A 26,458-nucleotide genomic window follows, 5' to 3' on the forward strand; every position below is an offset into this window, starting at 1 on the left:
GAGGGGGCGTGTTCGGTCAGAACTGCACGCGGGGAGGTTCCGCGATCGCGGCACCGTCGATGACTTCGAAGAACTCGCGTTCGTGGAAGCCGAGCTGGCGTGCGAACAGGTTGTTGGGGAACACCTTGATCTTCGTGTTCAGTTCGCGGACGCCGCCGTTGTAGAACCGGCGCGACGCCTGGATCTTGTCTTCGGTATCGACGATCGAGTGCTGCAGCTGCAGGAAGTTCTGGCTCGCCTGCAGCTGCGGGTACGCCTCGGCCACGGCGAACAGCGACTTCAGCGCCTGCTGCATGTGTCCCTCGGCGATACCGGCCTCGGCGGGGCTCTGCGCCGACAGCGTCTCAGCGCGGGCACGCGTGACGTTCTCGAACACGGCCTTCTCGTGCGCCGCGTACCCCTTCACCGTCTCGATGAGGTTGGGCAACAGGTCGGCGCGCCGCTTGAGCTGCACCGTGATGTCACTCCACGCCTCGTCGACGCGCACGTTCAGCGCGACCAGGGCGTTGTAGGTGGCCCAGAGGTAGATGCCCGCGATCACCAGGATGCCGACGATCACAATGACCGGTACGAGCCACTCCCACATAAGTCCCCACACTTCCGTTCGAGAGATTGCTCTTCAGTGTAACTACGGGGTGGGGCGGGGGCCGGGCGGTGCTGAGGACTCCCAGGGGATCTGGATCGAGTCGACCGCGATGCCGGCGGGCCGGATCGTCGCGTACCCCCGGTGGGACTCGAACCCACACTGAAGCGATTTTAAGTCGCCTGCCTCTGCCATTGGGCTACGGGGGCCCTCTTCCACCGTATCGTGGGGCGGCCTCGCGCCCACCGTCCTGCGGACCGCAACCCCGACACGCCGACCCCGGGTGCCAACACCCGGCGCGTTGCCCACGGCATCCGCTCGACGGCTCGAGCACGTCAGCCCGCGGCATCCGGAAACGACGAGACCCCCGCACCGGAAGGGCGCGGGGGTCTCGGAACGTGAGGTGTTACTTCGCCGCGACGGGCTCGGCCTTCTTCTCGGCCGGAGCGGGCGCGTCTGCGGCGGGAGCTGCCGGACGCGGGCGCGCGGCGAACTCCTCGAACGCGGCGCGGGGCTGCTGGACGGCCTCGAGGTTCACGACCTCACGACCGTGCAGGAAGTTCTGCATCCAGTCGCCGACCACGCGGAACTTGCGCTCCCACGTGGGCATGGCCAGGCCGTGGTAGCCGCGGTGGGCGAACCAGGCGATCAGGCCGGTCAGGGCGATGTTGCCCGACTGGAATGCGCCGTTGTACAGGCCGAGACCCGCAACGGCACCGAGGTTCTTGTGGAAGTACTGCTTGGGCTCCTCGCCCCGCAGGACCGCCACGATGTTCTTCGCCATGAGTTTGCCCTGGCGCACCGCGTGCTGGGCGTTGGGGACGCAGAAGCCACCGACGCCGCCACCCGACAGGTCGGGAACGGCCGAAACGTCACCGGCGGCCCAGGCGCCCTCGACGATGTCTTCGTCGGTGCCGACGCGCAGGTCGGGACGGGTGCGGATGCGGCCGCGCTCCTCGACGGGCAGGTCGCTGCCGCGGACGACCGTGGGGTTGGCCATGACGCCGGCGGTCCAGATGATGAGGTCGGTCGGCAGGTTCTCGCCGGTCGACAGCTCGACGACGCCGTCGACGGCACCCTTGACCTGGGTGTCGAGATGCACGAAGGCACCCTTCTTCGCCAGATCGGCGAGAACCCACTCGCTCGTCTTCTGCGAGACCTCGGGCATGATGCGGCCCATCGCCTCGATGAGGTGGAAGTGCGTGTCGTCGAAAGTCAGAGTCGGGTACTGCTTCAGCAGCGACGAGGCGTAGGCGCGCAGTTCGGCGAACACCTCGATGCCGGCGAAGCCGCCGCCGACGACCACGACGGTCAGCAGACGGTCGCGCTCGGGTCCGGCGGGGAGCACGGACGCCTTGTCGAAGTTCGAGGTGAGGCGGTCACGGATGGCGACGGCCTCCTCGATGGTCTTGAGGCCGATGGCGTTGTCGGCGATGCCGGGGATCGGGAAGGTCCGCGAGACGGCACCGGCGGTCACGACGATCTGGTCGTAGGCCTGCTCGAAGGACTCGTCGCCCGCGATCGGAGTGATCGTGGCGGTCTTGGTCGCGTGCGAGATGCCCGTGATCTTGCCGGCGATGACCGTGGTGCGCTTGAGGTGGCGACGAAGGCCCACCACGACGTGACGAGGCTCGATCTCGCCGGCGGCGACCTCGGGCAGGAACGGCTGGTACGTCATGTACGGCAGCGGGTCGACGAGCGTGACTTCGGCTTCGCCTCGACCGAGGAGCTTCTCGAGCTTCCACGCGGTGTAGAAACCTGCGTAGCCCCCACCGACGATGAGGATTCTGGGCACGGTAGTGGTCACGATGGGAGGGACTCCTCGTTAGTGATGCGGCTCGGCTCGCGGGAGGTGCGTGCCTGTCGGGATCGCCGGGCAGCAGCACTGACGCCGAGCGCAATCATTATAGCGGCCAGCGTGGCAGCGCCGAGCGGCAACGACCCGTAGAGCACGCTATCGCGCGACGGCAGCAGAGGCGAACTCGCCTGCGGCGCCGATTGGACCGGCGGGAGCGGCGGGATGGTGACCGGGCTCGCGCTGGGCTCGGGTGCAGGCTCGGCGTCCGCTCGGCGGTAGAGGCGGATCCATTCCGTGAGGCTTCCCAGCGGGTTCTCGCTCACGGTCGCGACCGGGCTGGACGACACCGCGCCGGCGGCATCCACCAGGCCGTAGCCGTACAGCTTGTCGGGCTTGGTCGACGCACCCGCGGCAGGCTTCGCCGTCTGAATGAGGCGGTTGAGGACGTTGTCGGCGTCGAGTTCGGGGTGCGCGGCGCGCACCAGCGCGGCGATGCCAGCGACGATGGGGGCCGCGCCGCTCGTGCCGTTCCACTGCACCAGGCTGCCGTCGGCGGAGACGCCGATCAGACGCTCACTGGGCGCGGAGAGGCCGATCGTGATGCCCTGCGTCGACGCGCTGTTGCTCGCAGCGCCGCTCGGGTCGACACCGCCCACGGCCAGGACGCCGGGGATCGTGGCGGGCGCGCCCACGCGGTCGGTGCCGCTCCCCCGGTTGCCGGCCGCCACGACGACGACGACGTTCTTGTCGAAGGCGTACTCGAACGCCTCGTCCCAGCTGCGGTCCCAGTCGAGGGTGTTCGTCGTGAGCGAGAGGTTGATGACGGTGGCGCCGTTGTCGACGGCCCATTTCATGGCCTCGGCGATCTGCTCGGTGAACGGCTTCGACGTCGTCGCGCCGAATCCGACCGAGATCGACAACAGCTCGGCCTCGGGAGCGACGCCGATCATGCCGCGGCCATTGCCGGTGCCGCGGGCGGCGGCGAGCGAAGCGACCCAGCTGCCGTGGTTGGCGTCCACCGCGCCGACGGGCGTGCGTCCGTCGCTCGATCCGACGCCCGAGACGTCGACGCCGCCGATGACAGCACCACTGAACTCCGTCGGGCCGCGGCCGATGCCGGTGTCGATGATGGCGATCTTCTGCCCGGCTCCGCGCGTGGTCTTCCACGCCTCGCGGACGCCGTACTGGTCGAGCCAGTACTCTGCCGCGCGCACCGAGTCCGTCGGGTCCTCGGCGACCGGGCCCGCCGGCAGCTGCGGGGCCGCCGTGGACGTCGGCGGGACGGGTGTCGCCGTCGCGCCCGTGAGCACCGCCACAAGGATGACGGATGCCACGGCGGCGGCGACGCGCTTCATCCGCCGGTCCCGGGGCTCTCGCACTGGCAGCGTTCGGGCGACCACGTACCGCGCTCGAGGGCTCGGTCGCCGATGGGGTTCACTCCCGGACCAGCCGCAAGAGCGTGCCCCGCGAGCGCGTGCAGGCACTTCACACGCGTGGGCATGCCGCCGGCCGAGATCCCGGCGATCTCCTCGGGCTCCCCGTAGGCGGCCCGGTCACGGAGATAGGACCGGTGCGCCGCCTCGTACTGCTGCTGCAGCTCTTCGCTCTCGGCGAGCTCGTCGGAGAACTCCTTCATGACGTGCCCGGCTTCGAGTACCGACATCGCGGCGGTCGCGGCCGGGTGGGTGAGGTAGTAGAACGTGGGGAAAGGGCTGCCGTCGTCGAGACGGGGAGAGGTCGCCACCACCGTCGGGTTCCCGCACGCGCATCGAGCGGCGATCCCGATGACTCCGCGGGGAACGCGTCCGAGCTGCGCCTTGAGCACAGCCAGGTCGGCGTCGGATGCGGGAGGAAGAGTCGCGGTAGTCATCGCTCCCAGGGTACCCGGCCCCTCCGGCGCGTGTCGGAAGGCGGGACGGATGCGGTCAGGGTGCGGGAGCGTCGGGCGCGGGCGTCGGATCGGGCACGCCGATCGTGGGCACGGCCACTTGCGCCGCGCCGGACGCGGTGACCGAGCGCACCAGTTGCGCCATCCAGTCGGTACGCGTCTGACCCACGTCTCCGCTGACGTCGTCCTGCTCCTGCGGCGTCGCCGACGCGGGCAGGTCGTTGTCGATGAGGTAGACGACCTCGCCCGGGAAGGTATAGCCGAGGCGCTCACGCGCCTGCGTACGGATGTATGCGGGGTCCGACCATCGGTCGCGCTGCATCTGCAGATCCTCGACCTCGGACTGGCCGATCTTCACCGCGCTCTCGAGCGCCTGGATCTGCTGACGCTGGTCCATGTACGTCCCCACCGTGGGCACGAGCACGAAGGTGCCCAGCACGACCAGACCGAGCATGATGACGACGAAACCCGAGACGCGCACTCGGCCGAGCCAGTCGCGCACGTCCACGCGGCGTTCGGGCGCCGACGGTCGCGGCGGACGATCGGGCCGGGCGCTGGGCGCACGCTTCGGTGTCTTCTTCGCCTTCGGGGCCTCGGATGCCACGGGACGGCGGGGAGGCAGGGTCGGTCGTTCCACGCCCCTCCCTTCGTTTCATGGACTGTCGATCAGGCCGCAGGCGAGTCTACGTCGCCACTTCGAGGCGCTCCGGGGACGCGCCGGGGGCTCGGCATCCGCTCAGACGGGTGACCATGATCGGCCGGGACGCCGGGATCTCGACCGCCGGGTAGCGCCCTCGCGGACCCCGGGAAACAAGAAGGGAGGGGGAGCCCCGCGGCTCCCCCTCCCTCGGATCGAACGATCAGCCCTTGAAACGGGGGAACGCCGAACGGCCCGCGAAGACCGCGGCGTCGCCGAGGTCTTCCTCGATGCGGAGCAGCTGGTTGTACTTCGCGACGCGCTCGCTGCGCGCGGGGGCGCCGGTCTTGATCTGTCCGGCGTTGACCGCGACGGCGAGGTCGGCGATGGTGGTGTCCTCGGTCTCGCCCGAGCGGTGCGACAGCATCGAGGTGTAGCCCGAGCGGGTGGCCAGGTTGATGGCATCCAGGGTCTCGCTCAGCGTGCCGATCTGGTTGACCTTCACGAGCAGCGAGTTGGCGATGCCGAGGTCGATGCCCTTCTGCAGACGCTGGGGGTTGGTGACGAACAGGTCGTCGCCGACGAGCTGCACCTTGGAGCCGATGGCCTCCGTCAGCTTCTTCCATCCGTCCCAGTCGTCCTCTGCGAGCGCGTCCTCGATCGTGACGATCGGGAAGTTCGCGACGAGGTCGGCGAAGTAGTCGACGAGCGTGTCGACGCTCCACTCCTTGCCCTCGACGGTGTACACGCCGTCCTTGAAGAACTCGGTGGCGGCGACGTCGAGGCCGACGGCGATGTCCTGACCCGGGGTGAAGCCGGCCTTCTCGATCGCGCGGATGAGGAAGTCGAGGCCCTCGCGGTTGCTGGGCAGGTCGGGGGCGAAGCCGCCCTCGTCGCCGAGACCCGTGTTGTACCCCGCGGACTTCAGCTCGCCCTTGAGGACGTGGTAGACCTCGGTGCCCCAGCGCAGGGACTCGCTGTAGGTGTCGGCGCCGATGGGCGCGAGGAAGAACTCCTGGAAGTCGATGCCGTTGTCGGCGTGCTCGCCTCCGTTGATGACGTTGAACAGCGGCACGGGCAGCAGGTGCGCGTTGGGGCCGCCGAGGTAGCGGAACAGGGGCAGGTCGGCGCTGTCGGCGGCGGCCTTGGCGACGGCGAGCGAGACGCCGAGGATGGCGTTGGCGCCGGTGCGCGACTTGTTCTCGGTGCCGTCGGTCTCGATCAGGATCTCGTCGATGATGCGCTGCTCGCTGGCTTCGACGCCCTCGATGGCGGGACCGAGCTCGTCGACGACGGCGGCGACGGCCTTCAGCACACCCTTGCCGCTGTAGCGGCTCTTGTCGCCGTCGCGCAGCTCGTAGGCCTCGAACGCGCCGGTGGACGCGCCGGAGGGGACGGCCGCCCGCTGGACGATTCCGTCGTCGAGGAGCACCTCCACCTCGACGGTCGGGTTACCGCGCGAATCCAGGATCTCGCGCGCGTTGACAGCCTCGATAAGTGCCACGAAGGACTCCTCGTTGGTTCTGGGGAAAGAGGGCGGAGCGTCGTCGGTCCGTCGTCGAGTCTAGTGACACGGGGTGACGGCCGTGGGGACGGATGCCGGTCAGCCGTGGATCCGCGGACGCGAGGTGGCGGAACCCGTCGGTTGCGGGCAGGTCCTTCGACCGGCACGGACCTCGCGACCGGGTCAGGGAGCGGCGGTGTCGACGATGATCGCCAGCGCGATGCCGTCCCACCCTTTGCGGTCGAGGGTCTGCAAGGCGGTGGCGTCGAAGCGGGGGTCGGTGCCGAGCATCTCGACGCCGCGGCGCGCGCCCCGGACCTTCGTGTCGGCAGTGTCGGCGTCGGCGACCTCTCCCGCGCGCACGACGTTGTCGAGCACGACGACGGTGCCGCGCCGACCCAGGCGCGCCGCCCAGTCGAGATACAGGGTGTTGGACTCCTTGTCGGCGTCGATGAAGACGAGGTCGAACGGGACGCCGCCCGCAAGGGTCGGCAGCACGTCGGCCCCGCGTCCGATCCGCACCTCGACGCGGTCGGCGACTCCGGCGCGCGCGAGGTTGGCGCGGGCGATCTGCGCGTTGTCCGGTTCGGCCTCGATCGTCACGACGCGGCCGGCGGGGCCGACGGCGCGGGCGAACCAGATCGTGGAGTACCCGCCGAGGGTGCCGATCTCGAGCACCCTCCGCGCCCCGGCGATCCGGGCGAGCAGATGCAGGAACTTCCCGTTGACGGGGGCCACCTCGATCGCCGGGAGACCGGCGTCGTGCTGCGCCCGCAGCGCGGCATCCAGCATCGGATCGTCACCGACGAGGGTGGCCGTGAGGAAGGCGTCGACGTCGTCGTGGGTAGGCACCATCCCACCCTGTCGACGCGGGCAGCGCGGGTCAACGCCCGGGAGGCCCGTGCTGGGCCGAGCGCGCACGGGACGGACCTGGGCAACGTGTCAGCGGGCGTCGGACCTCGCGGCCGCCTCGAGCGCAGCGAGCACCGCCGGCAGCAGCGCCTCGGCCGTGCGTCGGTAACCCAGGGCACTCGGATGGAAGCGGTCGACGCTGAACATCTCGTCGGGGCGCTCGGCGAACACCGGACCCACCGCCCGCGAGAGGGCGACGACGCGACCGCCGGCGCGATGGACGGCGGTGGCCTGCGCGGCAGCCAACTGCCGCGACGACCGCGCAGCGAGCGCCCGAAGAGGCTGCGGGATCGCACGGAGCGTCCCGAGGTCCGGACACGTTCCCACGACCACCGGGATGCCGTCGTCGCGCAGCGCTCGCACGACGTCCTCGAGCTGCTCGGCGGATCGGGATGCCGGGATGCGGTGCGTCACATCGTTGCCGCCGACGACGATCACGGCGGCATCCGCTCGGTACTCCGCCGGAAGAGCGGCGATCTGCCCCGCAAGGGCTGACGTCTCCGACCCCACGACGGCGACGGTGCGCAACCGGACCGGGCGACCGGCCTGCCGCGCGATGCCCTTCGCCAGGCGCGCGCCGAGCGTGTCGCGCCGGTGCCCTGCGCCGAGACCCGCAGCGATGGAGTCCCCGAGCAGCAGGAGCTCGACAGGCTCCCCCGGATGCTTCTTGCGGCGCCAGATCCGGTCGGCATCCAGAGCCTCTTCGCCGAGGGGCTTGCCGATGCGGCGCCGTGCGATCGCCGCCTGTCGGGTGAGCAGGGCGCGGAGCCCCACCGCCGCCGCACTCAGCACGGCGATCGACGACGCGGCCGTCACGGCGAGGGGCCGACGCGGAGACATGCTCCGATGACACTCGCCCGGGGTGAACGCCCGGTGGACGACGCGTGACGCTGCGGCGACGGTGGCCTCCCGGCATCCCGTGGATTCTCGAGCAGTCTCGGGATGCCGGAATCTCGTACGCCCCGCTCAGACCGCGGCGCGTGCGCCTCGTGCGCGCAGCACGACGGCCAGCACGAGCACGGCGACGGCGAGCACGAGGTCGAGGGCGAGCCCCGCGAGGAGCTCCTCTCGGCCGGCCACCCCGCTGAAGCTCACCACCCCGCCGATCACGATCACCCCGAACGACAGCGCGATCTGCTGTGCAGTGCTGAACATGCCTCCGGAGAGCCCGGCCGCCTCCACCGGCACCTCGCGCACGACGAGCTGGGTGAGGGGCGAGAAGATCAGCGCCTGTCCCGCTCCGAGCACCAGCAGGGCCGGCTGCAGCCAGAGGCCGATTCCGCTCCCCCACGCCGCGACGAGGATCGCGGCCATCGCCACGAGCGCGACGATCTGAAGCGCGACCCCGAGCACGAGCGTCGAGTCGCCGAGACGGCTCTGGATGCGGGCCACCGCGAGCGAGACTCCGGCGAAGACCACGGCGAAGGGCAGCAGTGCCATCCCCGCCTCGAAGGAAGTGAGACCCCCGGCCTCGACGGCTCGCGGGAAGACGTACAGCAGCGCGGAGTATCCCGCGAAGAAGAGCCCCGCTGCGATCAGCCCGAGTTGCAGGGGCCGCAGGCGCAGGACGCTGGGCGGCAGCAGGGGGACGCGGCCAGAGCGCTCGACGGCATCCTGGTGCTTCCACATCGACCACAGCGCGCCTGCGGCGACGACGAGCGCTACGGCCACCGGCCATGACCAGTTCCACACGGGTCCGAAGGTCAGCGCGACGGAGGCGGCGAGGATTCCGAGGGCGAGCGCCACGGTCCCGATCAGGTCGATGGCAACGACCTCATGAGCCCGGGAGCTCGGGGCCAGAGGCGCCAGGGCGATCGCCGCGCCGGCGACGAACGCCACCACCACGAACACCGCTCGCCATCCCTCGACGGGGCCGAATGAGAGGGCGGCGAGGGCGCCGCCGGCGACCTGACCGACCGCGGCGCCGATTCCTCCGCTCGCGCCGAACGCGGCGATCGCGCGGGTACGGGCCGGTCCCCGCGAGGTGGCCTGGATGGTCGCGAGCACCTGAGGGGTGCAGAGGGCTGCGCCCACGCCCTGGATCACGCGCGCGACGATGAGGGTGTCGATCGAAGGAGCGAGGGCGCACGCGATGGCCGAGACGAGGAACAGCCCCATCCCGAGGGTGTAGAGGCGGTGGCGGCCGAACCGGTCGCCGAGTCGCCCGCCGAGGATCAGCAGCACGGCGAACGGGATGCCGTAGCCGGCGATGACCAGTTCGAGCGAGATGTCGTCGGCGCCGAAGCGCTCGCGGAGCGTCGGGAGGATCACCGTCACCGCATTGAAGGCGAACGTTCCCACGCCCGGTCCGAGGAGGAATCCCAGATAGCGCCACGTCGGTACGCCTTCGGCGAGGTCGGGGCGGATCGGCACCGGCGCGCTCCCGGTGGCGGGGTGGGCGGAAGTCGTCATGGTGCCAGCATGGAGACCGCGGCATCCTGGTACCAGGAGTGCGCTCATCCTGGTAGTGGGAGCACTCCCCTCAGGCCGCACGCACGCCGAGCCGGCGATCTACGATCGCCGCGAGAGAGAGGGACGCCATGACGCGATCCGATGACGCCCGCGTGGAGTTCGCCGCGTTCCTGCGCAGCCGCCGCGCCCGCCTCCGCCCCGCCGACGTCGGCCTCCCCGAGGGTACGCGTCGCCGCGTGACGGGCCTCCGCCGCGAAGAAGTCGCACAACTCGCCGGCGTCGGACTCACGTGGTACACCTGGCTCGAGCAGGGTCGCCCCATCGCCGCGTCCGCCCAGGTCGTCACCGCCATCGCGCGAGCCCTGCGATTGAGCGATGACGAGCGCGACCACCTCTTCGCCCTCGCCGACCTCCCGGTCCCCGACCGCGAAGCGCGACTCTGCGTCGGGGCGACCCATCTCGACCTGCTCGAGAAGCTCCTGCCGTACCCGGCCGCGGTACAGACCGCGCGCTTCGACATCCGTGCCTACAACCGCGCCTACCGTTACCTCTTCGACGACCTCGACGACATCGCCGCCGAGCGCCGGAACTGCGCCGTGCTGCTGTTCACCGATTCCGATTGGCAGCGGTCGCATGCCGACCTCGATCACGCGCAGCGGCGCATCGCCGCGCGTCTGCGATCGGCGTACGGGCGCCACCATGAAGAACCCGCGTGGCAGCGGTTCATCGCCGATCTCGAAGAGGAGTCCCCGCGGTTCCGGGAGCTGTGGCGCCTCGGCGACGTCGGCGGGGAGCGGAACGCCACCAAGCACCTCGTGCACGCCCGCGTCGGCGAGTTGCACCTCGAGATGTCGAGCCTGTGGATCGACGACGGCCTCGGCTCACGCGTCGTGTGGTTCTCGCCCCGGGATGCCGCGACCGCGGGGCGTCTGGAGCGTCTCACCGCCGAGAGCCCCGAGGAGGCGTTGATCAGCGCGGTGGCGTGAGGGGACCCGTGTCGAGGCTCCGCTCCCTTCGCCGAGCGAGCGGCGGCCTGGCGGATATCGGCCCTCGGATGCTGCCACGCGGGGAGTCGGTGTCGCCGTGAGACGGGCGCACCTCCGCGCGGATCAGGCGAGCGACTTGAACTCGAGCGTGTCGGCGGTCGTCTCGGTGTCGACGGAGGCGAACGACGTGTAGCCGTCGGCCGCGGACCGCTCGAGCAGCGCCTTCATGTTCTTCACCCGCTGCTCGATGCGCACGCGTGCGCCCTCGGCGACGAGGTGCGCCTTCATCGCGAGCAGCGGGGCGAGGGCGACGTCGCGATCGTGCACGAGCACGACCGAGCGCTCTCCCTCGGCGTCGGTGTCGGGCAGCAGGTCGACGATGCGTTCGAAGCCGATCGAGAACCCCACGGCCGGGACCTGCTGGCCGAGGAAGCGACCGATCATGCCGTCGTAGCGTCCTCCGCCGCCGAGCGAGTAGTCGACGCTCGGGTGCGCCAGTTCGAAGATGGTGCCGGTGTAGTAACCCATCCCGCGCACGAGGAACGGGTCGAAAACCAGCGGCGCATCGGCACCTCGGGCGGCGGCGACGGTGTCGCCCAGGGCCACGAGGTGGGTGATGACCTCGTCGGGGATACCGTCGGGAAGGGCCGCACGAATCCCGACCTCGTCGAACGTCGGAGATGCCGCCGGCCGGTCGAGGTAGGCGGAGAGAGCATCGACGGCGCCCTCGTCGGCTCCCCGTCCGCGGAGCTCGGCGACGACGCCCGAGGGCCCGACCTTGTCGAGCTTGTCGATCGTGATCAGAACGCCGGGACGCTCCTCGGGGGCGAAACCGAACACGTCGAGCATCGCGTCGAGCACGCGGCGGTCGTTCACGCGGATCGAGCCGCCCGTGAGCCCCAGAGCGTCGAGCACGTCGAGACTCGCGATCATGAGCTCGGCCTCGGCGCGGGCGGTGGCGTCGCCGATGACGTCGATGTCGCACTGGAGGAACTGGCGGTAGCGCCCCTTCTGCGGACGCTCGGCGCGCCACACCGGCGCCATCTGGATCGCGCGGAACACCGTCGGCAGCTGCGCGCGGTTCGTCGCGTAGAAGCGGGCGAGCGGAACGGTGAGGTCGTAGCGCAGGCCCAGGTCGGCGAGGGCAGCCGGGTCGTCTGCCGCGGCGCGGATGCCCTCGGCATCCATCCCGCGCTTCAGGATGCTGAACGACAGTTTCTCGTTGTCGCCGCCGATACCGGCGTGGAGGCGGTCGTAGTCCTCCATGACGGGGGTCTCGATCTCGTCGAACCCGTGCGCGCGGTACCGCTCGCGGATGACGGCGAGCACGCGCTCGCGACGGGCCTTGTCAGCGGGGAGGAAGTCGCGCATGCCGCGCGGCGGGTTCACAGATGCCACAGTCCCATTGTTCCAGGCCCGGGCGGCAGGTCCGGATGCGGGGGCGGCTGACGCTTGCCTGGCTCGAGGTCGACGGCTGATCGCCCGTCACGCATGCTCGTCGTGCGCCCCCGCGCCGAGGGAGTGATCTCGCGTGAGGACCCGCTCAGCCCGCCGGTGTTCCGGGGTACCGCTCTGCGGTCTGCACCTCGGTGCGCAGCGTGCGGAGGCGCTCGCGCAGGGCGCGTTCGGCATCCCACCCGCGGGTGCGTCCCAGGTGCACCAGCATCAGCAGCGCGTCGCCCAGCTCCGTCTCGGTCTCGGGATCCGCGAGCCGATGCGACGGGGCGGGCACCCCGGTCTGCGCCGCCTTGCCCAGCATCTTCTGCGCCAGCGCCAGCGAGGGCATGTGGTCGCTGACCCCGTCCAGGACGCTCGTGCGCGCACGCTTCTCAGCGGCCTTCGCCGCGTCCCAGTGCACGAGGACCTCTTCGGGAGTGGATGCCACGGCATCCGCGAACACGTGGGGATGACGCCGCACCATCTTCTCGGTGAGGCCACGCGCCACATCGTCGATGTCGAACGGATCGTCGGGATCGCCCGCGGCGATCTCGGCGTGGAACAGCACCTGCCAGAGCAGGTCGCCCAGCTCTTCGCGCAGGTCGGCGCGGGTGCCCGCCTCCACCGCGTCGATCACCTCGGCGCTCTCCTCGACGAGGTAGGGCACGAGGTCGCGATGGTCGATCTGCTGCGTCCACACGCACCGCTCGCGCACGGCGTGCATCGTCTCGGCGGCCTCGCGCAGGGCGTCGACGCTCACGGGATCTCCTTCCGCGACCCGTGGCGCCCGGCATCCACCGGTTCCGCGGGAAACGCTCCCCTGAGTATGCCCCGCCCGCCGCTCCTCCGGTCGAGCCGAGACGGATCCCACGGATCCCCGGACACCGGGGCCTTCCCGCGCGGGACGTCGCGGTGCCCGCGGGCGCAACGTTCCGAGCGGATCTCCGCTGGGCGGCTCGCGGGTTTCTCCCGCTCGACAAGTCTTCGTGCGTCTCGACGCCGACGGGCGCACCCACCCCCGGGCGCAGGAAAAGTTCGCACGACGCTCCGCGCGCGACCTCACATCGGCCATGATGCTGCCCCCAGGCCGGAGAATCTCCGTCACGTGGCGCGCCGCCGAGTCGTCGCGACGGCTTCTCCACACGCTGTCGACCGGTACCACCGCGTCGACGTGTCATCTGCGCGCAACGCGACGCAGATAATCTTGGCCGTGTGCGTGATCTGACCCCGACCGAGGCCATCGACCTCGTGGGCCGCTTCGAAGCCGGCCAAGAGCTCCCCGAACAGATGCGTGCCGACGTGCGCCTGCTCGGATCGTTGCTGGGCCGTGTCCTTCGGGAGAGCGGCTCCCCCGGACTGTACGACGACGTCGAACGACTTCGTACAGCGACGATCCAGGCCTACACCGACGAGACGTCCGCCGCGTTCGAGCGAGCCGCGGCCATCGCCGACGACTTCTCCATCGAGCGGGCCGACGAAGTCGCCCGTGCCTTCACGGCGTACTTCCACCTCGTCAACCTCGTCGAAGAGCATCAGCGCGTGCGCGTCCTGCGCGAGCGCGGTGATCAGCCGTCGCGCAGCGGCATCCCCGACACGATCGCCAGCGCCTTCGAGAGGCTGTCGAGCGAGGTCGGCGAAGAGACCGCCCTCGCGCGACTCCAGGCCCTGCGCTTCCACCCCGTCTTCACGGCGCACCCCACCGAGGCCCGGCGCCGAGCGATCTCGACGAGCATCCGTCGTTTGTCGGAACTCCTCGGCGAACGCGACGCCGCGGGTGAGAACGCGGCCGAGACGCGTCGCACCGAGCGCCGCATGCTGGAGGAGATCGACACGCTCTGGCGCACCGCTCCCCTCCGCCGCGAGAAGCCGTCTCCCGTCGACGAGGTGCGCTCGGTCATGGCCGTGTTCGACGAGACGTTGTACACCGCTGTGCCGCACGTCTATCGCCGAATCGACGACATCCTCCAGGGCGAGAACGCGGGATCCCGCGCGCCTATCGTGAAGCCGTTCGTCCGCGTCGGTTCCTGGGTCGGTGGAGACCGTGACGGCAACCCGTTCGTCACGGCGTCCGTGACCCGCAAGGCCGCCTCGATCGCGAGCGAACACGTGCTCCTCGGCCTGGAGCGCACCGCGCTCCGCGTGGGGCGAGGTCTGACTCTGGATGCCGGCACCACCCCGCCCAGCGACGCCCTCGTCGCTCTGTGGCACCGCCTGCGTGCCGCCGACGAAGATGCTGCGACGGAGATCGCCGAGCGCTCCCCCGAGGAGCCGCACCGCCGGATCCTGCTGCTGCTGGCTCGGAAGATCGCCGCGACCCGCACCCGCAACGCCGACCTGGCGTACCGCGACCCCGAGCACCTGCTCGCCGATCTGCGAACCGTGCAAGAGTCGCTCGTCACCGCCGGCGCCGCGCGGCAGGCCTACGGTGCGCTGCAGAGACTGGTGTGGCAGGTCGAGACGTACGGCTTCCACCTCACCGAGCTCGAGGTCCGCCAGCACTCGGCGGTACACCGCAAGGTGCTCGAAGAGCTTCGCGTCGGCGGTCAGCGCAGCGAATTGACCGACGAGGTGCTTGAGGTCTTCCGCTCCATCGCTTACGTACAAGAGCGCTTCGGACCCCGCGCCTCCGGCCGCTACATCGTCTCGTTCACGCAGTCCGCCGAAGACCTCGCGAACGTGCACGAACTCGCCTCGAACGCGATGGGCCCGGGCGAGGCGCTCCCCGTGCTCGACGTCATCCCGTTGTTCGAGACGTTCGCCGACCTGCAGGCGGCTCCCGGCATCCTCGCCGAGATCGTGACGCACCCCTCGTTCGTCAGCCGACTGGATGCCACCGGCCGTCGCCTCGAGGTCATGCTCGGCTACTCCGACTCGTCGAAAGACGTCGGCCCCGTCGCTGCGAACCTCGCTCTCTACGAGGCTCAGGCGCAGATCTCGACCTGGGCTGCAGCCGAGGGCATCGAGTTGACGCTCTTCCACGGCCGCGGTGGCGCGCTCGGTCGAGGCGGCGGACCCGCCAACTCGGCCATCCTGGCCCAGCCGCCCCACTCGGTCGATGGTCGGTTCAAGCTCACCGAACAGGGCGAGGTGATCTTCGCTCGCTACGGCGACCCCGACATCGCAATGCGCCACATCGACCAGGTCGCGGCTGCGGTGCTCACGGCATCCTCTCCCTCGATCGAGCGGCGCAACCGGGGAGCGGCCGATGCCTTCGCCGACGTCGCTCGCATCATGGACATCGCCTCGCGCGAGCGTTTCTTCGCCCTGGTGAAGGCGCCCGGCTTTGCGCCGTGGTTCGCCACGGTCACTCCGATGGAGGAGCTCGGCCACCTCGCCCTCGGCTCGCGCCCCGCACGCCGAGGTCTGTCAGTGGAGTCGCTCGAAGACCTCCGAGCGATCCCGTGGGTGTTCTCGTGGACGCAGGCGCGCATCAACCTCGCGGGATGGTTCGGTCTCGGCACGGCACTCGACGCCGTCGACGATGAGCAGCGTCTCCGTGAGGCCTACGAGCAGTGGCCGCTGTTCCGCACGATGATCGACAACGTCGCAATGAGCCTGGCGAAGGCCGACGAGCGCATCGCCCGCCGCTACCTCGCGCTCGGCGACCGCGACGACCTCGCTCAGCTCGTCATGGACGAGATGCTGCTCACCCGCTCTTGGGTCGAGCGCATCACCGGCGGCGATCTGCTCGGAAACAAGCCCGTTCTGCAGCGCGCCGTGAAGATGCGCAGCCCCTACGTCGACGCCCTGTCACTGCTGCAGCTGCGGGCGCTCCGCGCCCTGCGCGATGCCTCGCCCGAGTCGGAGATCCCGGATGCCGAGCAGCAGCGCCTCCTGCTGTTGTCGGTGAGTGGCGTGGCTGCGGGTCTGCAGAACACCGGCTGAGCCCAACCCGATCCCGTGACGCGCCGGCGCCCCCAGAACGGGTGACGGCGCGCCACCGTTCCCGCGCGGCGAGGGGCACGACCGTCGGGTCGACGTCTCAGTCCAGTCGGACGTCTGAGGCGTGGCGGGAGAGGCTCCGGCCGTAGCGCTCGGTGAGCTGCACCATCAGGTCAGGCGTCTCGCGGTCGAGCCCGAAGACATAACCCGGGAAGTCGAGCTCCTTCTGCGCAGCCCAGATCTCCTCGTGACGGTCGGGTGGGAGGATGAGCAGCGGATCGCCGACTGCGACCCAGGAGATCGGGACGATGGTCTCGGCGGGCAACACGGTGCGTAGGTGGACGACCGCATTGATGCGGACCTCGCTGCGATCTCCGATCTCGGCTCCGTTGAAGATACGGGTGCCAGTGGCGAGGAAGACCTCGGCGCCGACGTCGGCGCCCGCGACGCTTGCCATCGGACCGATCAGGGTGTGCGGCCCGATGTGCACGGCGTGGGTGGCGCTGGCCCGGATCAGAGCATTCTCCATCACGATGGTGTTCTCCCCCAGCACCACCGGGCTGCCCTCGGCGGTGAGAACAGCGCCGTGCAGGACCTGGCACCCGGCCCCGATGGTCACGTCGCCGCTGATGACGGCTGTGGGCGCCACAACGGCATCCGGATGAATGCGGGGATCGGCCCCGAGGTGACTGAATCGCATGGCCGCGTCCTTCCCATCGATGCGGTCAGCGTAGCGCCGACCCTTCCGTCCGAGCGACCGCGACGTGCACCGGGTACGACGAAGCGCTGGTGCGTGGTCCCCGGTTGGGGGATCACGTACCAGCGCGTGGTGGTGCGTGGGTGGTGAAATGCGAAATGGCCACCCAGCGTTGGGTGGCCATTTCGGCTTAAAGGAAGTCCGGCGGTGTCCTACTCTCCCACAGGGTCCCCCCTGCAGTACCATCGGCGCTGAGAGGCTTAGCTTCCGGGTTCGGAATGTGACCGGGCGTTTCCCTCTCGCTATGGCCGCCGAAACACTATTGATGTTCCGTAAACCAACAACGATATTTCATTGTTGTTGTTCTCGACCGTACATCGAGAACCACTCAGTGGACGCAAGCACCAAAAACGGTGTGTTATCAAGTCATCGGCTTATTAGTACCGGTCAGCTTCACGTATTACTACGCTTCCACATCCGGCCTATCAACCCAGTAGTCTGGCTGGGAGCCTCTCACCCCTAAGGGTATGGAAGTCTCATCTTGAGGCCGGCTTCCCGCTTAGATGCTTTCAGCGGTTATCCATCCCGAACGTAGCTAATCAGCGGTGCTCCTGGCGGAACAACTGACACACCAGAGGTTCGTCCAACCCGGTCCTCTCGTACTAGGGTCAGATCCTCTCAAACTTCCTACGCGCGCAGCGGATAGGGACCGAACTGTCTCACGACGTTCTAAACCCAGCTCGCGTACCGCTTTAATGGGCGAACAGCCCAACCCTTGGGACCTACTCCAGCCCCAGGATGCGACGAGCCGACATCGAGGTGCCAAACCATGCCGTCGATATGGACTCTTGGGCAAGATCAGCCTGTTATCCCCGAGGTACCTTTTATCCGTTGAGCGACAGCGCTTCCACAAGCCACTGCCGGATCACTAGTCCCGACTTTCGTCCCTGCTCGACCTGTCAGTCTCACAGTCAAGCTCCCTTGTGCACTTACACTCGCCACCTGATTGCCAACCAGGTTGAGGGAACCTTTGGGCGCCTCCGTTACATTTTGGGAGGCAACCGCCCCAGTTAAACTACCCACCAGGCACTGTCCCTGAACCGGATCACGGTCCTAAGTTAGATATCCAGAGTGACCAGAGTGGTATTTCAACAATGACTCCACACTCACTGGCGTGAATGCTTCACCGTCTCCCACCTATCCTACACAAGCCACACCGAACACCAATACCAAGCTGTAGTAAAGGTCACGGGGTCTTTCCGTCCTGCTGCGCGTAACGAGCATCTTTACTCGTAATGCAATTTCGCCGAGTTCGCGGTTGAGACAGTTGGGAAGTCGTTACGCCATTCGTGCAGGTCGGAACTTACCCGACAAGGAATTTCGCTACCTTAGGATGGTTATAGTTACCACCGCCGTTTACTGGGGCTTAAATTCTCAGCTTCGCCTTGCGGCTAACCGGTCCTCTTAACCTTCCAGCACCGGGCAGGCGTCAGTCCGTATACATCGTCTTGCGACTTGGCACGGACCTGTGTTTTTAGTAAACAGTCGCTACCCACTAGTCTCTGCGGCCACCACACCCTTTCGGAGCAAGTCCTAATAAGTGGATGGCCCCCCTTCTCCCGAAGTTACGGGGGCATTTTGCCGAGTTCCTTAACCACGATTCTCTCGATCTCCTTGGTATTCTCTACCTGACCACCTGAGTCGGTTTGGGGTACGGGCGGCTTGAACCTCGCGTCGATGCTTTTCTCGGCAGCATAGGATCACCCACTTTTTATCCGCATCGTGTCTCAGCCTTCATGACTCCCGGATTTGCCTAAGAGTCGGCCTACGCACTTGCACCAGGACTACCATCGCCTGGCTTGGGCTACCTTCCTGCGTCACACCTGTTAATACGCTAACCGCACCAGCATGGGGTCGAGCGTTCGCCAAGACGGCTTCACCCCGAAGGGATCCATCCATTCCTGGTTAGGACTCTTAGCACCACTGGATTAGCTTGGGCGGTTCTTCGCCGGTACGGGAATATCAACCCGTTGTCCATCGACTACGCCTGTCGGCCTCGCCTTAGGTCCCGACTTACCCAGGGAAGATTAGCTTGACCCTGGAACCCTTGGTCTTTCGGAGGACGTGTTTCTCACACGTCTTTCGCTACTCATGCCTGCATTCTCACTCGTGTAGCGTCCACGGCTGGGTCACCCCGCCGCTTCACTCGCCACACGACGCTCTCCTACCCATCAACACGGCTGGACCACGAAGGCCTACCAAAAATGTCAATGCCACAACTTCGGTGGCGTGCTTGAGCCCCGTTACATTGTCGGCGCGGAATCACTTGACCAGTGAGCTATTACGCACTCTTTCAAGGGTGGCTGCTTCTAAGCCAACCTCCTGGTTGTCAAAGCAACTCCACATCCTTTCCCACTTAGCACGCGCTTAGGGACCTTAGTTGGTGGTCTGGGTTGTTTCCCTCTCGACTATGAAGCTTATCCCCCACAGTCTCACTGCTGCGCTCTCACTTACCGGCATTCGGAGTTTGGCTGACGTCAGTAACCTTGTAGGGCCCATCGGCCATCCAGTAGCTCTACCTCCGGCAAGAAACACGCAACGCTGCACCTAAATGCATTTCGGAGAGAACCAGCTATCACGAAGTTTGATTGGCCTTTCACCCCTATCCACAGCTCATCCCCTCAGTTTTCAACCTAAGTGGGTTCGGTCCTCCACGACGTCTTACCGTCGCTTCAACCTGGCCATGGATAGATCACTTCGCTTCGGGTCTAGGACACGCGACTGAATCGCCCTATTCAGACTCGCTTTCGCTACGGCTACCCCACTCGGGTTAACCTCGCCACGTATCGCTAACTCGCAGGCTCATTCTTCAAAAGGCACGCTGTCACCCCTACTAAGGAGGCTCCAACGGTTTGTAAGCAAACGGTTTCAGGTACTATTTCACTCCCCTCCCGGGGTACTTTTCACCTTTCCCTCACGGTACTTGTCCGCTATCGGTCATCTGGGAGTATTTAGGCTTATCAGGTGGTCCTGACAGATTCACACGGGATTTCTCGGGCCCCGTGCTACTTGGGATACTTTTCACGCCAAGAACAGGCATTTCGACTACGGGGTTCGCACCCTCTATGACCGGCCGTTCAAAACCGTTCGTCTATACCCTCTTGTCACGTCGACTGCTCGGCAGAACAATCAGAAAAGTCCCACAACCCCCAACGTGCAACACCTGCCGGCTATCACACACGCTAGGTTTAGCCTCTTCCGGTTTCGCTCGCCACTACTCACGGAATCGCTTTTGCTTTCTCTTCCTGTGGGTACTGAGATGTTTCACTTCCCCACGTTCCCTCTACCCGCCCTATATATTCAGGCGGGAGTCACCAGGCACGCACGCGCCCTGGCGGGGTTTCCCCATTCGGACACCCTCGGATCAAAACTCGCTTATCAGTTCCCCGAGGCTTATCGCAGATTGCTACGTCCTTCTTCGGCTCCAGATGCCAAGGCATCCACCGTTTGCTCTTAAAGACTTGAAATCACATGAGTTGAATCGTCAAAAAATTGACTAATGATCTTTAAGATCATCTTCACGACACCATCCCGAAGGATCATGTCGAAGATGCTCGCGTCCACTGTGTAGTTCTCAAAGTACGGGCGGAACCCCCTCCCACCCCACCAACCGGTGAAGCCAAAGAAGGCCCAGAGGAACAGCCACCAACCACCCAGCCCAAAGACTGACGCGATCAGCGCCCGGCCCCTCAGGACCCAACAGCGTGCATGTACCCACCCCTCCGACCCCGAACCGTTCCCACAGCAAGCTGCGTACTAGATCCAAAACCATCAAAATGAGCACCAAGTCAAATGTTCCACCCATGAGCTACCGGCAGACACGAACGGTCTGATCCGGCGCCTGGACACCACCAAGCCGAAGCCCGCTGATGCCAGATGCTCCTTAGAAAGGAGGTGATCCAGCCGCACCTTCCGGTACGGCTACCTTGTTACGACTTAGTCCTAATTACCGATCCCACCTTCGACGGCTCCCTCCACAAGGGTTGGGCCACCGGCTTCAGGTGTTACCGACTTTCATGACTTGACGGGCGGTGTGTACAAGACCCGGGAACGTATTCACCGCAGCGTTGCTGATCTGCGATTACTAGCGACTCCGACTTCATGAGGTCGAGTTGCAGACCTCAATCCGAACTGGGACCGGCTTTTTGGGATTCGCTCCACCTCACGGTATTGCAGCCCTTTGTACCGGCCATTGTAGCATGCGTGAAGCCCAAGACATAAGGGGCATGATGATTTGACGTCATCCCCACCTTCCTCCGAGTTGACCCCGGCAGTATCCCATGAGTTCCCACCATTACGTGCTGGCAACATAGAACGAGGGTTGCGCTCGTTGCGGGACTTAACCCAACATCTCACGACACGAGCTGACGACAACCATGCACCACCTGTTCACCAGTGTCCAAAGAGTCCCGTATTTCTACGGTGTTCTGGTGTATGTCAAGCCTTGGTAAGGTTCTTCGCGTTGCATCGAATTAATCCGCATGCTCCGCCGCTTGTGCGGGTCCCCGTCAATTCCTTTGAGTTTTAGCCTTGCGGCCGTACTCCCCAGGCGGGGAACTTAATGCGTTAGCTGCGTCACGGAAACCGTGGAATGGTCCCCACAACTAGTTCCCAACGTTTACGGGGTGGACTACCAGGGTATCTAAGCCTGTTTGCTCCCCACCCTTTCGCTCCTCAGCGTCAGTTACGGCCCAGAGATCTGCCTTCGCCATCGGTGTTCCTCCTGATATCTGCGCATTCCACCGCTACACCAGGAATTCCAATCTCCCCTACCGCACTCTAGTCTGCCCGTACCCACTGCAGACCCGAGGTTGAGCCTCGGGATTTCACAGCAGACGCGACAAACCGCCTACGAGCTCTTTACGCCCAATAATTCCGGATAACGCTTGCGCCCTACGTATTACCGCGGCTGCTGGCACGTAGTTAGCCGGCGCTTTTTCTGCAGGTACCGTCACTTTCGCTTCTTCCCTGCTAAAAGAGGTTTACAACCCGAAGGCCGTCATCCCTCACGCGGCGTTGCTGCATCAGGCTTCCGCCCATTGTGCAATATTCCCCACTGCTGCCTCCCGTAGGAGTCTGGGCCGTGTCTCAGTCCCAGTGTGGCCGGTCACCCTCTCAGGCCGGCTACCCGTCGACGCCTTGGTGAGCCATTACCTCACCAACAAGCTGATAGGCCGCGAGCCCATCCCAGACCAAAAAATCTTTCCAACCCCCACCATGCGATAGAGGCTCATATCCAGTATTAGACACCGTTTCCAGCGCTTATCCCAGAGTCCAGGGCAGGTTGCTCACGTGTTACTCACCCGTTCGCCACTGATCCACCAAGCAAGCTTGGCTTCACCGTTCGACTTGCATGTGTTAAGCACGCCGCCAGCGTTCATCCTGAGCCAGGATCAAACTCTCCGTAAAAGAAAAAAACCACAACACCGGGAAAACGATGCCGCAGCGAGTTCGAAACTGACCAAAGAGAAAACATCATTACTGACGAATCCATAATGCCAACCCCCGGAAGGGCTGGTCTTTGATCCAAAGGAATTCTCACCAGTCCGAAGACCGACGAGGAATAAAATTGGCATTTGACAAGTGCACGCTGTTGAGTTCTCAAGGAACGGACGCACCCACAGAAACAGTCTTCCGACCAACCCATGAGGCAGTTCACATCAATTGACCAGCCACTCAGCACACAGTTCCGCAGTGGGACCTCACGAAGAGATCGACCTCGGGAACCGGCCGAACGACCAGAACCAAAACCATACACCATTCGGTGAGATCTTGGGCGGTTCACCACGTGAGAGGAAACAGGGGCCCTTCGGCCGCTCCGCTCTCCCCTGTGGGGCGAACAAGGAATAATTTACGCGTGAACCACCACTCCGTCGAATCCACGCCCTCCCCGGGCGTGTCGCGGACCGCGCTGCCGGAATGACGCCGAAGAAAGCGAGCGGGCCCGACCGACACGGAGGTCGATCGGGCCCGCGGAGCGACCGTCCTCCGGGAGGACTCGAGCTCAGGCGTTCGCCGCTTCCGCGGACTTCTCCACGGGCAACGGCCACAGGGCATCCAGGATCTGACGCACCCACGCAATCAGGTTCGCGTCGTCGGCGTCTTGCGGGAGCGGCACCACCATGGCATCCCCGCCCGCGACGAGCTTCGCCTTCGGGTACAGGCGCTGCAGGCGCACGCGCATGGACTCGGCGAGGTGAGCGGGGGCGATGCGCAGGTTCGATCCCATCGCCACCACGTCGGCGAGTCCCGCTTGCGCAGCTCGGCGGCGCAGACGCGCGACCGCGATGAGTCCCTCGACCTCGGCAGGTGGTTCGCCGTATCGGTCTCGGAGCTCCTCGATCACGAGGTCGATGGCGTCGTCCTTCGCGCCAGCCGATGCCGCCGCCGAGAGCTTCTGGTAGGCCTCGAGGCGCAGGCGCTCGCTGTCGATATAGAACTCGGGCAGGCGTGCGTCGACGGGCAACTCCAGCCGCAGTTCGCTGGGGCCGTCGACGTCTTCGCCACGGAAGGTCGACACGGCCTCACCGATCATGCGCAGATACAGGTCGAAACCGACGCCGGCGATGTGCCCGGCCTGCTCTGCGCCCAGCAGGTTGCCGGCCCCGCGCAGCTCGAGGTCTTTCAGCGCCACCTGCATACCGCTGCCGAGTTCGTTGTTGACGGCGATCGTTTCGAGGCGGTCGGCCGCCGTTTCGGAGAGGGGCTTCATCTCGTCGTACAGGAAGTACGCGTAGGCCCTGTCGCGCCCGCGGCCCACGCGACCGCGCAGCTGATGCAGCTGCGACAGGCCGTACTTGTCGGCGCGGTCGATGATGATCGTGTTCGAGTTGGAGATGTCGAGGCCCGTCTCGATGATGGTCGTCGACACGAGCACATCCGCTCGACGCTCCCAGAAGTCGTCGACGACTCGCTCGAGGGCGTGCTCGCCCATCTGTCCGTGAGCGACCACGATCCGCGCCTCGGGGACCAGCTCAGCGAGGTGCGCAGCGACGCGCTGGATCGACGAGACGCGGTTGTGCACGTAGAACACCTGGCCCTCGCGCAGCAGCTCGCGCCGGATCGCCGCGGCGATCTGCTTGTCATTGCGGGGTCCGACGTACGAGAGGATCGGATGCCGATCCTCAGGCGGAGTCGCCAGCGTCGACATCTCACGGATGCCGGTGACCGCCATCTCGAGCGTGCGCGGGATGGGAGTCGCGCTCATCGCGAGGATGTCGACATTCGTCTTGAGCTTCTTCAATGCGTCCTTGTGCTCGACGCCGAAACGCTGCTCCTCGTCGATGATCATCAGCCCGAGGTCTTTGAAGATCACCTTCTCGGTGAGGATGCGGTGAGTACCGATGACCATGTCGACGGTGCCGTCGGTGAGGCCCGCCAGGGTCGCCTTCGCCTCTTTGTCGGACTGGAAGCGCGAGAGCGGACGCACCGTGACGGGGAAACCCGCATACCGCTCGGCGAACGTCTCGAGGTGCTGTTTGACCAACAGTGTCGTCGGCACCAGCATGGCGACCTGCTTGCCCTCCTGGATGGCCTTGAACGCGGCGCGCACGGCGACCTCGGTCTTGCCGAAACCGACGTCTCCCGAGAGGAGCCGATCCATCGGGATCGGCTTCTCCATGTCGGCCTTGACCTCGTCGATCGTCTGCAGCTGATCGAGGGTCTCTGCGAAGGGGAAGGCCTCTTCGAGTTCCCGCTGCCAGGGGGTGTCGGGCCCGAAGGCGTAGCCCTTCGACGCCATGCGCGCCGAATACAGTTTCACCAGCTCGACCGCGATGTCGCGGACCGCCTTGCGCGCGCGGCCCTTGGCCGCCGCCCAGTCGCTCCCGCCCATCTTCGACAGGGTGGGCGCTTCTCCGCCGACGTACTTCGACAGCAGGTCGAGCTGGTCGGTGGGCACGTAGAGCTTGTCGCCCGGGTACCCGCGTTTCGCGGGGGCGTATTCGAGGACCAGGTACTCCTTCGTGGTCTTGACCGCGTTTCGTCCGCCGCTGGAGACCTCGCGCTGCGTGAGCTCGAGGAACTTGCCGATGCCGTGCGTGGCGTGAACGACGACGTCGCCGGGCTTGAGCTGCATCGGATCGACGACGTTGCGCCGCCGCGATGCGAGCTTCTTGACCCCCCGGTTGTCACCGCTGACCGACCGACCGTAGAACTCGGTCTCGGTGATGACGGCGAACTTGGCCTCGGTGAGCTGGAACCCGCGTTCCAACGGTGCACACACCACGTGCGCGACACCGGGCTCGGGGGCCGCGTGGACGTCGTCGACGCGGCGCGCCGCGATGCCGCGCTCGGCGAGCACGTCGCGGGCTCGATCGACCATTCCGGGTCCGGATGCCGTGACCACCACCGACCAGCCGTCGGCGAGCAACTGACCGACGTGCGCCGTGGCTCCCTCGACGTTGCCCTGGAAGGACGGCACCGCGTCGGCCTTGACGCGGTGCGCCGAATCGTCGCCGACGACAAGACCTTCGTCTTCGGCATCCGCGGCGCCCGAGTCGAAGGCGCTGAGCTCCCACCAGACGCCCCCGCGTCCCGTGGCCCTTTCGTGCAGATCGTCGAGCGTCACGAAATCACCGGAGTCGAGGTCGACCGGGGTGTCGGCTCCCGCGGTCGCCGCCGACCACGCGGCCTCGAGGAACTCGCGGTTCGTGTCGCCGAGCGTCGTCGCCCGCGCGAGCGAGCGCTCGGGGTCGACGAGCGCGACGGCGCTGCCCCCGGGCAGGTAGTCGACAAGGGTGATGAGGTCGTCGATCAGCACGGGGATGAGCGACTCCATGCCCTCAGCGGGGATTCCTTCGGCCATCTTCTCGAGCAGTTGCCGAAGACCCGGATAGGCGTCGCGCAGCTCGGCGGCACGGGCGCGCACCTCGGTGCTGAGCAGCAGTTCACGGCTGGGCACAAGCGTGACGTCGGTGACCTCGCCCGGGAGGGATCGCTGATCGGCGACGGAGAACGCACGGATCTGGTCGACCTCATCGCCGAAGAACTCCACGCGGTACGGATGATCGGCCACGGGCGGGAAGACATCGAGGATGCCGCCGCGGACGGCGAACTCGCCGCGCCGCGACACCATGTCGACGCGGTGATAGGCCAGCTCGACCAGCCGCGTCGTCACGGCCTCGAGCTGGTGACCGCGACCGCCGACGACGAGCTGCACCGGCTCGACGTCGCCGAGACCGGGGGCGAGCGGCTGCAGGGCGCTGCGGACGGATGCGGTGACGACCAACGGCACCTCTCCGTCCCACGCAGCGATTCGGCGCAGCACGTCGAGGCGACGGCCGACCGTCTCGGGGCTCGGGCTGAGGCGCTCGTGCGGCAGGGTCTCCCACGCGGGGAAGTGGAGCACGTGGGCGCCGGGGAGGACGGCATCCAATGCCGGACCCAACGACTCGGCACGACGCCCGGTCGGGGCGATCACCAACACCGCGCCGGGCCCGCCCGCCGCACGGCGACGCTCGATCAACCCCGCGATCACGGGTGCGTCGAGGCCGTCGACAAGGGAGAGAGACAAGTCGGCGGATGCCGAGGAAGCGGCCTCACGGTAGGACTCAGCCTGCTCGAGGGCGCGAACGATCCCGGGAACTGTCACTCGAAAGAGTCTACGCGGGGGGTCCGACATCGGGCCGTGTGTGCCCACGACCTTGACCGACGACGTCTCG

At 66.7% G+C, this 26,458-nt stretch carries 15 protein-coding genes, 1 tRNA gene and 3 rRNA genes; 2 read left to right on the forward strand and 17 right to left on the reverse strand.

Annotated elements, in window-relative coordinates:
• Positions 1–16: 16 nt before the first annotated feature.
• The 10 genes from ACXKZF_RS10140 to ACXKZF_RS10185 form a co-directional block, all read right to left on the reverse strand.
• Positions 17–586 carry a LemA family protein gene (locus ACXKZF_RS10140; protein ID WP_055953501.1) on the reverse strand — a complete coding sequence of 190 codons (570 nt, stop codon included), beginning with the start codon at positions 584–586 and terminating at the stop codon, positions 17–19.
• 133 nt (positions 587–719) lie between these two features.
• Positions 720–792, reverse strand: a tRNA-Leu gene (locus ACXKZF_RS10145).
• Positions 793–989: 197 nt separating this feature from the next.
• Positions 990–2,378 carry an NAD(P)/FAD-dependent oxidoreductase gene (locus ACXKZF_RS10150; protein ID WP_243223209.1) on the reverse strand — a complete coding sequence of 463 codons (1,389 nt, stop codon included), beginning with the start codon at positions 2,376–2,378 and terminating at the stop codon, positions 990–992.
• An 8-nt stretch (positions 2,379–2,386) separates the two neighbouring features.
• Positions 2,387–3,736, reverse strand: a complete 1,350-nt coding sequence (locus tag ACXKZF_RS10155) for a S8 family serine peptidase (protein ID WP_243223208.1) — start codon at positions 3,734–3,736, stop codon at positions 2,387–2,389.
• Positions 3,733–4,251, reverse strand: a complete 519-nt coding sequence (locus ACXKZF_RS10160; RefSeq protein WP_243223207.1) for a DUF501 domain-containing protein — start codon at positions 4,249–4,251, stop codon at positions 3,733–3,735. The genes ACXKZF_RS10155 and ACXKZF_RS10160 overlap by 4 nt, the downstream gene beginning before the upstream one ends.
• A 55-nt stretch (positions 4,252–4,306) precedes the next feature.
• The gene (locus tag ACXKZF_RS10165) at positions 4,307–4,906 is read right to left on the reverse strand and encodes an FtsB family cell division protein (RefSeq protein ID WP_488984126.1); all 600 of its coding nucleotides are present in this window, start codon (positions 4,904–4,906) and stop codon (positions 4,307–4,309) included.
• A 223-nt stretch (positions 4,907–5,129) separates the two neighbouring features.
• Positions 5,130–6,410, reverse strand: coding sequence for a phosphopyruvate hydratase (eno, locus tag ACXKZF_RS10170; RefSeq protein WP_243223205.1), 1,281 nt, complete (start codon positions 6,408–6,410; stop codon positions 5,130–5,132).
• A 183-nt stretch (positions 6,411–6,593) separates the two neighbouring features.
• Entirely contained in the window at positions 6,594–7,202 is a 609-nt protein-coding gene (locus tag ACXKZF_RS10175; RefSeq protein ID WP_235561252.1) for an O-methyltransferase, read from the reverse strand.
• Between the two features lie 150 nt (positions 7,203–7,352).
• Positions 7,353–8,162: an SGNH/GDSL hydrolase family protein gene (locus ACXKZF_RS10180; RefSeq protein WP_055953487.1), complete on the reverse strand. Its 810-nt coding sequence runs from the start codon at positions 8,160–8,162 to the stop codon at positions 7,353–7,355.
• Positions 8,163–8,288: 126 nt separating this feature from the next.
• The gene (locus ACXKZF_RS10185) at positions 8,289–9,734 is read right to left on the reverse strand and encodes an MFS transporter (RefSeq protein WP_488984127.1); all 1,446 of its coding nucleotides are present in this window, start codon (positions 9,732–9,734) and stop codon (positions 8,289–8,291) included.
• 128 nt (positions 9,735–9,862) lie between these two features.
• Here ACXKZF_RS10185 and ACXKZF_RS10190 point away from each other — a divergent pair, with 128 nt between their 5' ends.
• Positions 9,863–10,720 carry a helix-turn-helix transcriptional regulator gene (locus ACXKZF_RS10190; protein ID WP_488984128.1) on the forward strand — a complete coding sequence of 286 codons (858 nt, stop codon included), beginning with the start codon at positions 9,863–9,865 and terminating at the stop codon, positions 10,718–10,720.
• A 123-nt stretch (positions 10,721–10,843) separates the two neighbouring features.
• On the opposite strand, the gene hisS is transcribed toward ACXKZF_RS10190, so the two are convergent.
• Entirely contained in the window at positions 10,844–12,091 is a 1,248-nt protein-coding gene (gene hisS, locus ACXKZF_RS10195; RefSeq protein WP_488985989.1) for a histidine--tRNA ligase, read from the reverse strand.
• Between the two features lie 172 nt (positions 12,092–12,263).
• Positions 12,264–12,881, reverse strand: a complete 618-nt coding sequence (locus tag ACXKZF_RS10200; RefSeq protein WP_488985990.1) for a MazG nucleotide pyrophosphohydrolase domain-containing protein — start codon at positions 12,879–12,881, stop codon at positions 12,264–12,266.
• 488 nt (positions 12,882–13,369) lie between these two features.
• Here ACXKZF_RS10200 and ACXKZF_RS10205 point away from each other — a divergent pair, with 488 nt between their 5' ends.
• Entirely contained in the window at positions 13,370–16,042 is a 2,673-nt protein-coding gene (locus ACXKZF_RS10205; protein WP_488984129.1) for a phosphoenolpyruvate carboxylase, read from the forward strand.
• Positions 16,043–16,139: 97 nt separating this feature from the next.
• Here ACXKZF_RS10205 and ACXKZF_RS10210 read toward each other — a convergent pair whose 3' ends face one another.
• The 5 genes from ACXKZF_RS10210 to mfd all read right to left on the reverse strand — a co-directional run bounded on the left by ACXKZF_RS10210 (position 16,140) and on the right by mfd (position 26,388).
• A complete protein-coding gene (locus ACXKZF_RS10210; protein WP_488984130.1) occupies positions 16,140–16,739 on the reverse strand; it encodes a gamma carbonic anhydrase family protein in 600 nt (199 codons plus the stop codon).
• Between the two features lie 196 nt (positions 16,740–16,935).
• Positions 16,936–17,052, reverse strand: a 5S ribosomal RNA gene (gene rrf / locus ACXKZF_RS10215).
• Between the two features lie 101 nt (positions 17,053–17,153).
• A 23S ribosomal RNA gene (locus ACXKZF_RS10220) occupies positions 17,154–20,263 on the reverse strand.
• Positions 20,264–20,683: 420 nt separating this feature from the next.
• Positions 20,684–22,205 (reverse strand): 16S ribosomal RNA (locus tag ACXKZF_RS10225).
• Together the 16S, 23S and 5S rRNA genes form the textbook arrangement of a ribosomal RNA operon.
• Positions 22,206–22,800: 595 nt before the next feature.
• On the reverse strand, positions 22,801–26,388 hold the full coding sequence (gene mfd / locus ACXKZF_RS10230) for a transcription-repair coupling factor (protein WP_055957097.1): 3,588 nt from the start codon (positions 26,386–26,388) through the stop codon (positions 22,801–22,803).
• Positions 26,389–26,458: the final 70 nt, after the last annotated feature.

This window comes from Microbacterium sp. ABR10 (genome assembly GCF_057812175.1).

Coding starts and splice junctions, on each gene's coding strand:
- ACXKZF_RS10210 (WP_488984130.1), bottom strand. CDS start 16,739: ATGCGATTCAGTCACCTCGGGGCCGATCCCCGCATTCATCCGGATGCC.
- ACXKZF_RS10175 (WP_235561252.1), bottom strand. CDS start 7,202: ATGCTGGATGCCGCGCTGCGGGCGCAGCACGACGCCGGTCTCCCGGCG.
- ACXKZF_RS10200 (WP_488985990.1), bottom strand. CDS start 12,881: ATGCACGCCGTGCGCGAGCGGTGCGTGTGGACGCAGCAGATCGACCAT.
- ACXKZF_RS10180 (WP_055953487.1), bottom strand. CDS start 8,162: ATGTCTCCGCGTCGGCCCCTCGCCGTGACGGCCGCGTCGTCGATCGCC.
- ACXKZF_RS10155 (WP_243223208.1), bottom strand. CDS start 3,736: ATGAAGCGCGTCGCCGCCGCCGTGGCATCCGTCATCCTTGTGGCGGTG.
- hisS (WP_488985989.1), bottom strand. CDS start 12,091: ATGCGCGACTTCCTCCCCGCTGACAAGGCCCGTCGCGAGCGCGTGCTC.
- ACXKZF_RS10160 (WP_243223207.1), bottom strand. CDS start 4,251: ATGACTACCGCGACTCTTCCTCCCGCATCCGACGCCGACCTGGCTGTG.
- ACXKZF_RS10185 (WP_488984127.1), bottom strand. CDS start 9,734: ATGACGACTTCCGCCCACCCCGCCACCGGGAGCGCGCCGGTGCCGATC.
- ACXKZF_RS10140 (WP_055953501.1), bottom strand. CDS start 586: ATGTGGGAGTGGCTCGTACCGGTCATTGTGATCGTCGGCATCCTGGTG.
- ACXKZF_RS10190 (WP_488984128.1), top strand. CDS start 9,863: ATGACGCGATCCGATGACGCCCGCGTGGAGTTCGCCGCGTTCCTGCGC.